Consider the following 12,172-nt stretch of genomic DNA (forward strand, 5'->3'; position numbering starts at 1 on the left):
TAAGAGTACCGGCGCAAACCCAAGAGACGGACAAGGGGACCGGTACCGCCGCCAAAACAGGGCCTCCGGTGTAGCGACGTACGCGCTGTGTATCTGCCTCGTGCAGATACACCCCGGAGGACATACAGATATGCCACCGTAGAAGCGGTGGCGTACTTGGGCGTAGTTCAGCTAGGTAGAGCGCTGGCCTTGGGTGCCAGATGTCGGGGGTTCGAATCCCTCCGCCCAGACGACACACCCCAGCTGAGAGGGTCTGAATATCTCAGCATAAGGGAACGTAGTTTAATCGGTAAAACGGTGGTCTCCAAAACCACAGTAGGAGGTTCGAAACCTCCCGGTCCTGCAACGTGGGCCAGTGATCAATAGGCGCTAGTGGCGGAACTGGTAGACGCCCCGGATTTAGGTTCCGGTGTCCGTGAGGGCGTGGGAGTTCGAGTCTCCCCTAGCGCACCACACGGCGTATTTGCTCTGATGGTATGGGCGGTCTGACTTTCAATCAGAACATTCACCGGTTCGATTCCTACCGGCCGGACGAGAAGGGTAGTAATGCCTGGTCTTAGGTACAAACACAATTACAACTACTCGTGCGGTTGCTGTCACTCGGCAACCGGATGGAACGATAAGCGCTCCAGAGCCGCAGAGAAGCGGCAAGTACGCGCCTGGAGGTCCGAGTACGAAGACGGCCGGAACGTCGCTCTGTGTGCCAGTGACGGCCTGCCTTGCTGCTGCAACAACGAATGCCCACCCGGCGAGTGTGCCGGGTGGCAGAACAGGCAGAGATGACGAAGCGAGAAGCTATCTCGGAAGTGATATGCGCGTTCCTCCAAGTGTGCGGAGAGTTCTGCTGTAGCCGATGCACCTGCCTCGAAGAGGCACACCAGACGCTCTACGCACTAGGCGTCTCTCGTGAGGAAATCGAGAGCGTTTCAGGAATACGCATAGCGTAGGCCAATAGTCTACGCAATACCTAGTGACCCGTAGCTCAGTTGGCAGAGCAGCGCCCTGTTAAGGCGCAGTGCGTAGGTTCGAGTCCTACCGGGTCAGCACTTACCCCCGGGTCTATTCGGGATACCCCCGGTATCACGGGTACCCCCACCACATAGCCGGGGGCTCACATTCTTCTATCGCGGCACCTTCGGTGCCTTGAAGCCATCGAGGTAGCGTCCATAATGAGCCCTAGTTATTCTATAGTGCGTTTTCCACTCAGTGTGCCTAGTAGGTCTGGAATTCGTGTCCGGTTGTGGGATTCCGATTGGACGTGCATCTATGACAGTGATACGGATGGCACCACCGTAGAGGAAGCCCTCACAGATCAGGGGCAGTCATTCTGGGTGGGACGTACTATCGACTACCCGAACGGTCGCCGGACGTTGGGATATGTACGACGCACGGTCTACGGGCTGGAAGTACAACACGACTACCTAACCCGAATAGACCAACTATTGGCCTGGTCTCTACCGGACATCAGCTTTGACGTAGACGTAGACACGGCTACCTCGGCGCTCTACGTAGACACCGCCTCTGCGTATCGGGCATACGCGCAAGGGCGGTGCAAGGGACCGGAGTACGGCGGCTATGCGTAAACGCCGTACCCAGAAGCCCCGGGCAGGACTGGACAGCCGTGCCTACCGCAAGGCAACGGCACGCCTCCGGGCACGGTCCCAGGTGTGCCACATCTGCGGCAACCCCATCGACGTGACCCTGCCCTACACAGACCCGATGTCGTGGACTGCGGACCACATCATCCCCCGCTCCAAGGGCGGGCATCTCCTGGGCGAGATGAAGGCAGCGCACAGGCGCTGCAACTCCCGGCGTGGCAACCGGCCCGACAGGATCGAACAACTACCTACGTCCCGGGCATGGTTGTCCACCGGGGACCTGGACACAGACACCGGTCGCCGGTAGCGACCGCTACCCCAGGGGGTACACCCCTCCCCCTGCCTGGATTGTCAGTCCCTCAGTCATACGGGTCTCTCACGCACACGTAGGGGGATGGGGGGTACCTGGAGTACCCCACGGGGGAAATAGACGCTTAGAGAGCCAATGAGAGGCCATTAAATGACTCGTCCACACAACCACCTCGAGGACGTCAGCAACCGCTTCATGTATCACCCGCCGAAGGACAAGGAAGCGGCCGACTTGCACGGGGTAGTGCGGGAATACCTCGGCAGGTTGGCGGTGCTCTTCGCGGTGGTTCTTCCCTATGGCCGGGAGCAATCCACGGCTATTACCAAGCTCGAAGAGGCAATGTTTTGGGCCAATGCGGCTATTGCACGGGACAGCGGAAACCGAGATGTCACAGCCGCCTGAACACCGGTGCGCTGGCGCTGCCCAGGAATGACGAAAGCCCCGCCGAAGCGGGGCCTTACGGTCTAGCTCATCACCATTCGAAATCTCGGAGAACTTCGGTCATGTCAGGCGGATCAGGGTACATCTTTTCGATCTCGTCTATATCGCCCCCGTTTACCAGATGTGTACACACATCAATGTGGAAATTCATCTCGGTCTGAATACGGGCAATCTCTTTCCCGCAATGCTCTTCCATGCAAGCGGCCTTCAGGGCTTCGTATGAGTCGCCCCGATTCTCGGCGGCCTCGCCCTCGCGAGCGGCGCGCTGCATCCATTCCTGGTAGTTGCTTTCGTTCCTCTGGCACTCCTTGATCATTTCCTGGGCCTTTTCGATGAGCTGTTCACGAGACTTCATATTGTCCCCTCCTGGTGTCTGAGCCGCTGAAATTTCTACGCGACCTAACGATGATGATAGCCCCGCTTCGGCGGGGCTACTCGGATCACTCGCTCCGGGCCGCTGCGGACATAGCGTCCGCGCGCTTCTGAGCCGCCGACTCCGTTTTGAACACTTTCTTGAGCATTCGGAACGATCCGAACGTCTCCATTACGCGAAACGTGCCGTCCGGCATCGTGACTACCTTGTACATTCTGTGCCTCTCTCGTTGTTGGTGACCTAACCATATATCGACACTCGTTTTGTGTCAACTTATCAGATTGGAGAAAGCGCCGTGAGCGCGAATGCACGCGCCGTTAGGCGCTGGACCAAGCTCCGTGAAGCTCGCCGGATGAGGGCAAATGTCATCTACATTGGCCCGGCTCGAACCGGTAGCCAATGGGAAGTTCGATGGAACGACGCACTGGACCGTGTGAGATTCCAACGAATGATGTCGGCAAGGACGTACCTCGGCCGATGACAGACCTTACTACCGCCGTCGAAGAGGGCGGCCGAATCGAAATTCTCAAGGCGCTACGAACGCGCCTTATTTCAGCAATGGATCAGGCATCACCCGGAGTGGTGCCGCAATACGCAAAGCAAATCGCGGACCTCACCCGCGAGATTGACGAACTGAACCCAAAGGAAGAGGTGGACGAGGTTGCCGACGCTGCAAGCGAGTTCGCCGACGCAATCCAGAGCGGGAAGCCGAAGCGCGCCAAGAAGTCGTAAGGTCTACGGCTGTCAGACGCCGGTTATCCGCATCGAAGACACCTGGAACACCAAGCCAGCGGATAAAGGGATCGCGTGGGTTGGCGCTCATGGTCTCGTTCTCGATCCCTGGCAAGAACTGGTTCTACGTTCGTGGCTTTCATATGAGAGTGACGACAAGTTCAGCCATTCGCGTTGTGGCCTCTCCGTCCCTCGACAGAACGGCAAATCGGCCCTTCTAGAGGCACGGGCGCTGATCGGCATGGTGCTTCTCGGCGAACAGATTCTCTTCACCGCGCACAACACGACGACGGCACGGACATTCTTCCGCCGTCTCAAAGGCTTTTTCGAGGACCCGCGATACCGGGACCTAAACAAGCTGCTGAAGCGCAACGGCATCAAGGAAGCACCTGGACATGAGGCTATCTGGCTGAAGAACGGCGGCAGCCTCCAGGTGCTCGCGCGGCACAAGGGCTCTGGCCGTGGGTTCACTGTCGACGTAATCATGTTCGATGAGGCTCAGGAACTCTCTTCGGAGTCGTGGGATGCTCTGAGCCCCGCGACGAGCGCGGCACCGCTCCAGAATCGGCAATTGATCCTGTGCGGTACTCCGCCGTCCGAAGTGATGAATTCCGAGGTCTTCACCAATTTTCGGTCGGATTGCCTGAGTGGCGACGCCGTGAACGTCTCCTACCTGGAATGGTGCATCCCGGACGGGGCCGACATCAACGACCCGTCGAACTGGGCATTGGCCAATCCGGCTCTCGGCTACCGCCTGAGCATCAAGACACTCGAAGAAGACCGTACGGGCTACTCGGACGAGGGCTTTGCCCGCGAGCGCGGCGGCATGTGGTCGGCTGCGGCCACGGACGCCGTGATCGACGCCGAGTCGTGGCGCGCGGTGTCGGATGGTGGTTCGCAACCGCTGGACCCGGTTGCTTTCGCGGTCGACATCTCCCCGGATCGCGGGATGGCCTCCATTGCCGTGTGCGGTGCTCGAACGGATGGCCTCTATCACGTGGAGGTCATCGAGAACAGGCGGGGGACCGATTGGGTGGTCCCCTACCTTGCTGCCCTGGTGGCGCAGTGGGGTCCTATGGCCGTCGTAGTGGACGGCCCGGCTTCCTCGTTGGTCCCTGAGCTGGGGACTTTAGAGGTCCCCGTTTTGAAGCTGGGCAAGGAAGAATTCGCGTCCGCGTGTGGACTCTTCTACGACTCCGTAATGAATAGATCATTGCGTCATCCGAACCAACCACTTTTCAATACGGCCATCGAGGCCGTCCGAAAGCGGCCTCTAGGCGATACATGGGCCTGGGGCCGGAGGGATACGGACACAGATATTACGCCCGTGGTGGCCGCTACTTTGGCGCTCTACGGCTTTGCGTCCGGTCGGCCTGTCGCTCGTAAGAAGCGGGTACGAAAGGCCGTCATTCTTTGAATTAGAGGGGTATACCAGCGTTGTCAGTAGACATCACGCTTCCCTCCCTGACGCTCAGCGACGACGAGTCAAAGCTAGTCGGGCAGCTTCGCGGACGTATTCAGAAGTACGCGAAAAAGAACGCGCTGAAGCATGAATATTACGAGGGCAAGCAAAAAGTAAGGCAATTGAACATTGCCGTGCCTCCGAGCCTGCAAGAAATCGCAGTCTCGGTGGGTTGGCCCGGCACGGTCGTAGATGTGCTGGAAGAGCGGCTAGATTGGCTGGGCTGGACATCTCCGAATGATGATGTCCTGGGGCTTGATGAAATCTACCGGGATAATTTGCTCGGCATGGAGTCGTCGCGAGTCCATCTTGAGGCCCTGATTACCGGTACCGGATTCGTCACGGTCGGAAAAGGTGACCCGTCCAACGGGGAGCCGGAAATTCTCGTGACCGTAGAATCGGCTTCCACTTGCACAGCGGTTTGGGACTACCGTACGCGCCGGGTAAGCGCGGCTCTCTCACAAACCGTTGATGAAACAGGCACCGTGCTTATGGAAAGCCTGTATCTGCCAAACGAGACGATTATTTTCGAGCGGCAGCATAACAAGTTGGTCGTCGTGGACCGCCAGCACCACAAACTGAACCGGGTACTTGTTTCGCGACTGCGGAACCGGGACCGGGCAATCGACATGGAAGGCCGGTCCGAGCTGACGCGGCCGGTGTTGTATTACACCGACGCTGCCTGTCGAACGATGCTCGGAATGGAAATCAACCGAGAGTTCTACCAGGCTCCCCAGCGGTATGCACTGGGCGCTGAGCCCGAGCAATTCGGGGTGTCCGAGGACTCTTCGGACGACGAGCGAGTTCTAGCGGGATGGCGGGCGGCTATGGGCCGCTTGAATATCATCCCGGCAACCGACGACGGGGAAATCCCGGAGATGGGTCAATTCCCGGCCTCTCCGCCCACACCCGGAATCGACATGGTTCGCTTCTATTCGCAGATGATTTCTAGCGAGTCTGGTATTCCGCCGACCTACCTGGGATTCGTGACCGACAATCCGGCTTCGGCGGACTCCATCCGGCAGCTCGAATACCGATTGGTGAAGCGCGCGGAGCGTCGACAAATCGCCTTCGGACAGTCCTGGCGTGAAGTCGGATATCTCGCCCTTTTGGTGCGAGATGGTGAGGTGGACCCCGACGCATTTCGGGCCATTGAGCCTAGATGGAAAGATGCCAGTACACCTACGCGTGCGGCTGCGGCTGACGAGGCACTGAAGTTGACGAGTGCGGGGATTTTGACGCCGGATTCCGGCGTGACGTACGACCGTATCGGCTTGTCGATTCAGGACCAGGAACGCATCAAGAATGACAAGCGGCAGGCGAGAGTAGCCGAGCTATTGCAACGGCTTCCGAATGCAGCTAATCAGGCGCGGCAGAGTCCGAATGTGGCGAATTTGAGCGCTCAGAGGGTGGACGATGCCACCGACAGTAATTGATCCGAGCCTGATTGAAGGATATCGCGCTGGTCTGAGTGACCTTTCAGCGACGATGATTCAGGACCTCGACCAGATGCTAGGTGCCGCCGCCGAGCTGGACTCGGCGGGCGGTGCTCGGTACGTCCGGGACGCATACCCGGAGGTCTGGACACCTTACGGTGCAGCGGCCGGGGAGCTGTCGAGCGCGTTCTACGCCGCTACCGCTCCCCCGGGAACTCCACCCAGTGGCCTGTACGTCCCACCTGCTGAGCTGCCTTCGGCAGCGGCGCTGTCGGGGCAGGCCGAGTGGGCGCTAGCCCGTCCCGCTGTCCTTGCGGCCCTGGTGGGCGTGGCACAGCGGGACATGTGGGGGGTTGCTCGCCAGACGATCACGAACAGCGAGCGTGGTACGGCCTGGGCTAGGCACGCGTCGGCGAATGCGTGCCGTTTCTGCCAGGTCCTCGCCACTCGTGGCGCGGTGTACGGCAGCAAAAAGAACGCCACCGGCGAATCCCTTATCGGCGGCGATAGCGACAAGTACCACAAAAACTGCCACTGCGTAGCCGTCCCGGTACACCCCGGGTCGACTTATGAGCCACCCGATTATGTGGCCCAGTGGAAAGAAGAATACGAGACCGCCGCGACTAACGCCGGGTCTCGGAATATGAAATCCATCATGGCCGAATATCGGCGGATGGATAGCCAGTGATTTTACGCCGACGCTCAGCGGTCAATGGGCGGTTTTCATACTGACGAGTTTACGGAGTTCTTTCATGCCTATTTCTGCACTTCCGATTCACCCCGTTACCGGCGTTCGAGCCCTGGGCATCGGCAAGCGTGGGCCCATCTGGCCGATTATTGGAGGGTCGGGGGACATTACTCCGCCGGACGCGGGCGATAAGACCGGCGACGGCGGGAGTTTTGAGCCGATCATGTCTCAGGACGTTCTAGATCACATCATCCGGGATCGCCTGGCGCGTGAAAAGGCGAAGTACGCAGATTATGAGGCGCTGAAAGCGAAGGCGGATGCCTACGACGCTGCGGAGGCTGAGAAGCTTTCCGAGATTCAGAAGGCGGAGAAGGCGGCCCGTGATGCGCAGGAGGAAGCGGAGAAGCTTCGCGTCCAGAACTTGCGGCTGACGATTGCCGGTGAAAAGGGAGTGCCCGCCCAACTACTTTCGGGCAATACTCGCGAGGAAATCGAAGCGTCTGCGGACGTGCTTCTTACGTGGCGCGGAAATGCCGAGCCGGAAAAGGGCGGAGTGACGCCGAACCCCCAACAGGGTCGGCAGTCGAACACCAAGCCGTCCGGCAGGGCCGCTGGAGCTGCTGAAGTCGAAAAGCGTTTCGGCAAGAAGCTCAACTAATTACCCATTCTGAGAGGTATTCATAGATGACCAGTATTTCGGTCAAGACTCTTCCCACTTATCGGGGTGAAAACCGCTCGTGGCTGCAATCGGCCCACGGCACCGACCCCAACGCCAACCCGAACGTGACCCTGGACGTGTCGCTGTTCACTCAGGCAACCCACTACCCCGATGGTTTTGTCCCTTCGGGAATGGTGCTCGGCAAGGTCACCGCGACCGGCCTCTACGGCCCGTATGACAACAGCGCTACCGATGGCCGCGAAGTGGCAGCCGGTCACCTTTACGGCTCGCTGCCAGTTGAGGGCGAAACCAAGGTCGGCGGGGCTCTGGTCGTGCATGGATTCGTGGACGCCGCGAAGCTCCCCGCGAATAGCGGCCTGGACGCGAACGCGCGTGCCGATCTGAAGCTCATCATTTATACCAACTGATCGGGGTTTTTCTAAATGCCTATTTTCTATGATGCCCCCGTGGAGCCGGACGCTCTGACTACTGTGGTCAAGAATGTCCCTACCCCGGAGGGTAATGCTCTGTCGCGGCTTTTCCCGACCGAGTACAAGCCGACCAACACGATTGACTGGTCGGAGATCATCCTGAAGAACCGCACCGCGAAGTACCGCGCGTTCGACGGCCGAATCGTCGTGTCGGAGCGGGACAGCGGTTCGAGCAAGCGAGTGAAGCTTGCTCCCCTGTCGACCTCCATCGGCATGGGTGAGTACGAACGCCTACAACTCGAATTCGCTTCGATGGGTGGCACCTTCACCGAACGTCTGGTCAACGCCATTTACAACGACGGCGTTCGGCTGACGAACGAGATTCTTAACCGCATCGAACTCGCCTGGGGCGACGTTCTTCTAGACGGCAAGCTCACCATCAGCGAGAACGGTTTCAACTCGGAAGCCGATTACGGTCTTCCAGGCAATCATGTTGCGACGGCCGGGACTCTGTGGACCGACCTGACCAATTCGAAGCCGCTCACGGATATTGCCGCGTGGTCTGACACCTGGAATGACACCAACGGTGATGTGCCGGGCAAGCTGCTCACCTCTCGCAAGAACATCCGTCTGATGCAGCGCAACAAGGAAGTGATCGACGCCGTTTTCGGCGCGACCGCCGGGCGTACCCGTGTCACTCTCGCGGAGCTGAACACTTTGCTGGAGTCGGAGGGGCTTCCGTCGCTGCTGCCGTCGTATGACACCAAGCTTCACGTGGACGGCGTGGACACTCGTGTCCTGCCGGACAACAGGGTGATCATGCTGCCGGACAACGTCCGGGACCTGGGGTACATGGCATACGGCATGAGCGCTACCGCGCTGGAGCTGCTAGACGCCAATCAGACCGATTACAGCTTTGAGGAAGCGGCCGGAATCGTCGGCGTCGTCGTCAAGGAAGGGCCACCGTTCAGGCAGTTCACCTACGTGGATGCGGTGGGTCAACCGGTCCTCGAGGACGCTAAGAAGCTGTTCGTTTCGACTGTTTCCTGAGCGAATGTTGACACAGAACGGCGGGAGCCTTTCGGGGCTCCCGGTCGGGAGAGGTTGAAAACGTGGCGAAGATTCGCGCAGACCTGGAAGGCGTCGTTTACGCATTCCGGGCCAGTGGGGAAACCGTGGTTCTCAAGGCCGGGGATGAAATCCCCGCCGATATCGCGCTCGGGTCGCATCTGGTCGACAGCGGCAAGTCTGCACCGAAGCCGGTGGAGCCGACAGCGGAACCGGCCGAAAACAAGGCCCAGCCGCGCCGTGGACGGCCGCGAAATGCTTCGGCGGTAAATGATGCCACTAGCGACGAGAAGTGACGTAGAAGAGCGTCTAGGCCGAAGTTTGACGGACTCGGAGAATGCCCGCGTGGACGGGCTTCTTGAGGAAGCCAGCGACCAAGTTGTCGGGTATCTGGGTCCGGCCCGGCTGGACCCGGTTCCCGGTGCGGTCACCCGCGTTGTGTCGCGGATGGTGGCCCGAATGTTCGAGTCCCCCAACACAACGCCGTCCCTCCAGGGACAACAGATGACGGCGGGGCCTTTCCAAATTTCGAACACGTTCACGGCTGAGTCCCGTTCGGGCTCCCCGTGGCTGTCGAAGGCGGACCGGATCGCTTTACGACGGGTCAAGCTCGGTGCCTTCTCGGTAAGGACGTGGTGACCCCATGTTCCCTACCCCGTACACCGTGCAGACCAGGACGTACCGGCAAGGACCTGGGCGCGATCCTCGCGGATCGCTGATCGAGTCGTGGGATTTCCCGGTGTCTCAGTCGGTGATCGGCTGGGCGGCTCCGCAATCGACGGAGCCGAAAGTGATCGGACATGATCGCGTCGTCATTGAAGTTGAGCTATTCGTCCCGCCCGGTTTCCGGGTCGGGCCTAAAGACCGGGTGATCATCCCGGCAACGGGCGTGATGCCCGCAAAGGAATATTTTGCAGTCGGCTACCCGGAAGACTTCTGTTTCGGCCCCTTCGCCTTTCAACCCGGATACGTAGTCAACCTGATTCGAGCGGAAGGCTGAAAATGGGAGTGAAGGTTATCGACCGGGACGGCAAGTTGTATGAGTTCAAATCGGCCGCTGGCTTCAAGACCGAGGAAGAGCACAACAATTTGGAAGTGATCGGCTCTGACGGCCGGATTGTCGCAGCCTGGTCGGGCGGAGCCTGGTCCGGGGCGGTGATGCTCGATGGCTAGCAACGTCCGAATCAAGTGGAATCATGACGGCTTTTACAAGCTCCGCACCGGTCCGGGAGCACTGGCCGAAGTGGATTCCCGCGCCAAGCGAGTAAAGGCCGCTGCCACTGCCCAAGGTGGTGGTAAGTACGAGGTTCGTACGGTGGTCGGTGAGCGCAACCCCCAGGGTCGCGCCCGCTCGTCGGTGACGACCGCTGATTTCCGGGCGAGACGCAAGAACGCCCGGCATCACACTTTGCTGAAGGCGCTAGATGCTGCTCGGTAGTAGACGACATCCCGCCGTGCTCGTCACTATCGCCTATCTGACACCCCGGGTTTCTGTCCCGGTCATGGACCGTGTGGACAGCGACAGGCCGCAATCATTCATCCGCGTAACGCGCGTTGGTGGACCGAAATTGAACATGGTCACCGATGGTCCGATGCTCACGTTTGATTGCTGGCACCCGGTGAGTGCAGAGGCGCTGGCCTGCCGCGTCGCTGACATTATCGAGGGCTCTCCGGGCGAAATGGTGCCGTACGTCGATGACGACGGCAACGCGCAAACCGCTTGGATTTCGTCATGCGAGGAAGTAGGCGGACCGGTCCAGCTTCCCGACGATCAGGTACCCGATTGCGACCGGTGGACTTTCACGGCGCGTCTCGGAATAGCGACAAACATTTAAATCATAGAGGCACTTCGGTGCCTTCGAATTAGAGGATACCTATGCCTACTGATACTAGTAAGGTTTACGTCCCCAGCGCGCCGAAGGTGAAGGGCGTTATCTATCGCGCACCGCTGGGCACTGCCCTACCGACTGACGCGGTTACTGCGCTGGCTGCGGCGTACGTCGACCAGGGCGGCATTTCGGATGCCGGAATCGTCAACGCTATGGCGCGTGAAGTCCAGAAGATCAAGGATTTCGGTGGAAAGACCATCGCGACTCCGCAAAGCGACTACTCGGAGACTCTGAAGGTCGAATTTGTGGAGGCTATCAACCTGGAGACGCTGAAGACCGTCTTCGGTACTTCCAATGTGACCTTTACGCCAGCCACCGCAAATAAGGGTGCGCTGATCACCGTGGATCACAACTCGGCCCCGCTGCCGGAATCGGTCATTGTGACCGAGACCGTCCAAGGCACCGGCGTGCGTCGGCAGGTTGCTCCTATCGCGAAGCCGATCACCGTCGATGACGTGTCGCAGGTGTCGACCGACGCTGTGAAGTACGCAGTTACTTTCGAGTGCTTCGAATACGTGGATGGCGATACGGCTTTCCACATTCGCGAGTTCATTGATGATGGCGTTTTCGCCACCACTCCGTAACGACTTCCTAGTCACTGTTTTTCTGCCCGGACAAGGTTAATCCCTTGACCGGACCGTTGCCCTTGTCCGGGCGGGAACGGGTCCGGTCCCCTCAAACTTCTATCGAAAAGGTCTGGTCATGGCTGTTGATACTGTTCCCGCTTCCAAGGCTTCTAAGCGTGAAAACCGCTACTCGTTCCGCCTCAAGGACGGCGGAAAGGTCTACTCGGTGCCTAAGCTGCAATACATGTCGGGTGATGGCTCGAAGTTCATTGCTGAGCAACTGGGCAAGGGACTGGACGAGGTTTCTTTTACCCGTCGTCTACTGAGCATTGAATGCCCCGAAGCGGCTGCCGAACTCGACAGCCTGCACGCTGACCAGGTGCTCTGGCTGTCGGAGCGCTGGACCGCCGCGAGCGCTATCACGGTGGGGGAATCGGAAGGCTCTGCCGAGTCCTAGAGGACTACGGGGAGCCTATCGAGGCTGACCTACTGATACGCGGCTTTCACCTGCATGACATCG

General features: G+C 59.4%; 16 protein-coding genes and 4 tRNA genes. 19 read left to right on the forward strand and 1 reads right to left on the reverse strand.

The annotated features are described in order from the left end of the window. Positions 1–156: 156 nt before the first annotated feature. From AMO33_RS17235 to AMO33_RS30450, 6 genes are all read left to right on the forward strand, one after another. Positions 157–230: transfer RNA gene (locus AMO33_RS17235), tRNA-Pro, on the forward strand. Between the two features lie 41 nt (positions 231–271). Continuing rightward, positions 272–343, forward strand: a tRNA-Trp gene (locus AMO33_RS17240). Between the two features lie 23 nt (positions 344–366). Continuing rightward, positions 367–453, forward strand: a tRNA-Leu gene (locus AMO33_RS17245). Between the two features lie 518 nt (positions 454–971). Continuing rightward, positions 972–1,044: transfer RNA gene (locus tag AMO33_RS17250), tRNA-Asn, on the forward strand. A gap of 675 nt (positions 1,045–1,719) precedes the next feature. Beyond that, positions 1,720–1,905 carry an HNH endonuclease gene (locus AMO33_RS33035; protein ID WP_390502710.1) on the forward strand — a complete coding sequence of 62 codons (186 nt, stop codon included), beginning with the start codon at positions 1,720–1,722 and terminating at the stop codon, positions 1,903–1,905. 153 nt (positions 1,906–2,058) lie between these two features. Next, complete coding sequence (locus AMO33_RS30450) at positions 2,059–2,310, forward strand: Acb2/Tad1 domain-containing protein (protein ID WP_076574168.1); 252 nt, start codon at positions 2,059–2,061, stop codon at positions 2,308–2,310. A gap of 70 nt (positions 2,311–2,380) precedes the next feature. Here AMO33_RS30450 and AMO33_RS17255 read toward each other — a convergent pair whose 3' ends face one another. Continuing rightward, positions 2,381–2,704, reverse strand: a complete 324-nt coding sequence (locus AMO33_RS17255; protein ID WP_139337602.1) for a hypothetical protein — start codon at positions 2,702–2,704, stop codon at positions 2,381–2,383. A 495-nt stretch (positions 2,705–3,199) separates the two neighbouring features. On the opposite strand from AMO33_RS17255, the gene AMO33_RS31575 reads away from it, so the two are divergent. The 13 genes from AMO33_RS31575 to AMO33_RS17295 all read left to right on the forward strand — a co-directional run bounded on the left by AMO33_RS31575 (position 3,200) and on the right by AMO33_RS17295 (position 12,109). Next, entirely contained in the window at positions 3,200–3,454 is a 255-nt protein-coding gene (locus AMO33_RS31575; RefSeq protein WP_159033819.1) for a hypothetical protein, read from the forward strand. Further along, complete coding sequence (locus AMO33_RS17260; RefSeq protein WP_076574166.1) at positions 3,384–4,871, forward strand: terminase large subunit; 1,488 nt, start codon at positions 3,384–3,386, stop codon at positions 4,869–4,871. Before AMO33_RS31575 ends, AMO33_RS17260 begins: the two co-directional genes overlap by 71 nt. Positions 4,872–4,891: 20 nt before the next feature. After that, positions 4,892–6,352 (forward strand): phage portal protein, encoded by a 1,461-nt coding sequence (locus tag AMO33_RS30455; protein ID WP_076574164.1) that lies wholly within the window; start codon positions 4,892–4,894, stop codon positions 6,350–6,352. After that, positions 6,333–7,040, forward strand: coding sequence for a VG15 protein (locus AMO33_RS31580; protein WP_139337601.1), 708 nt, complete (start codon positions 6,333–6,335; stop codon positions 7,038–7,040). The genes AMO33_RS30455 and AMO33_RS31580 overlap by 20 nt, the downstream gene beginning before the upstream one ends. A 64-nt stretch (positions 7,041–7,104) precedes the next feature. After that, positions 7,105–7,698: a hypothetical protein gene (locus AMO33_RS31585; RefSeq protein WP_082668743.1), complete on the forward strand. Its 594-nt coding sequence runs from the start codon at positions 7,105–7,107 to the stop codon at positions 7,696–7,698. A 26-nt stretch (positions 7,699–7,724) separates the two neighbouring features. Beyond that, the gene (locus AMO33_RS17275) at positions 7,725–8,126 is read left to right on the forward strand and encodes a head decoration protein (RefSeq protein ID WP_060593585.1); all 402 of its coding nucleotides are present in this window, start codon (positions 7,725–7,727) and stop codon (positions 8,124–8,126) included. 39 nt (positions 8,127–8,165) lie between these two features. Continuing rightward, positions 8,166–9,179, forward strand: coding sequence for a major capsid protein (locus tag AMO33_RS17280; RefSeq protein WP_159005667.1), 1,014 nt, complete (start codon positions 8,166–8,168; stop codon positions 9,177–9,179). A 62-nt stretch (positions 9,180–9,241) separates the two neighbouring features. Then, positions 9,242–9,493 (forward strand): hypothetical protein, encoded by a 252-nt coding sequence (locus tag AMO33_RS31590; RefSeq protein ID WP_139337600.1) that lies wholly within the window; start codon positions 9,242–9,244, stop codon positions 9,491–9,493. 368 nt (positions 9,494–9,861) lie between these two features. Next, positions 9,862–10,197 carry a hypothetical protein gene (locus AMO33_RS31595; protein ID WP_139337599.1) on the forward strand — a complete coding sequence of 112 codons (336 nt, stop codon included), beginning with the start codon at positions 9,862–9,864 and terminating at the stop codon, positions 10,195–10,197. Positions 10,198–10,199: 2 nt separating this feature from the next. Further along, positions 10,200–10,370: a hypothetical protein gene (locus AMO33_RS31600; protein WP_159005665.1), complete on the forward strand. Its 171-nt coding sequence runs from the start codon at positions 10,200–10,202 to the stop codon at positions 10,368–10,370. 251 nt (positions 10,371–10,621) lie between these two features. Then, complete coding sequence (locus AMO33_RS31605) at positions 10,622–11,032, forward strand: hypothetical protein (protein WP_139337598.1); 411 nt, start codon at positions 10,622–10,624, stop codon at positions 11,030–11,032. Positions 11,033–11,073: 41 nt separating this feature from the next. After that, a complete protein-coding gene (locus AMO33_RS17290; RefSeq protein WP_060593588.1) occupies positions 11,074–11,670 on the forward strand; it encodes a phage tail tube protein in 597 nt (198 codons plus the stop codon). 118 nt (positions 11,671–11,788) lie between these two features. After that, a complete protein-coding gene (locus tag AMO33_RS17295; RefSeq protein WP_060593589.1) occupies positions 11,789–12,109 on the forward strand; it encodes a hypothetical protein in 321 nt (106 codons plus the stop codon). Positions 12,110–12,172: the final 63 nt, after the last annotated feature.

The organism is Nocardia farcinica (assembly GCF_001182745.1).
GTDB classification, from domain to species: Bacteria; Actinomycetota; Actinomycetes; order Mycobacteriales; family Mycobacteriaceae; genus Nocardia; species Nocardia farcinica.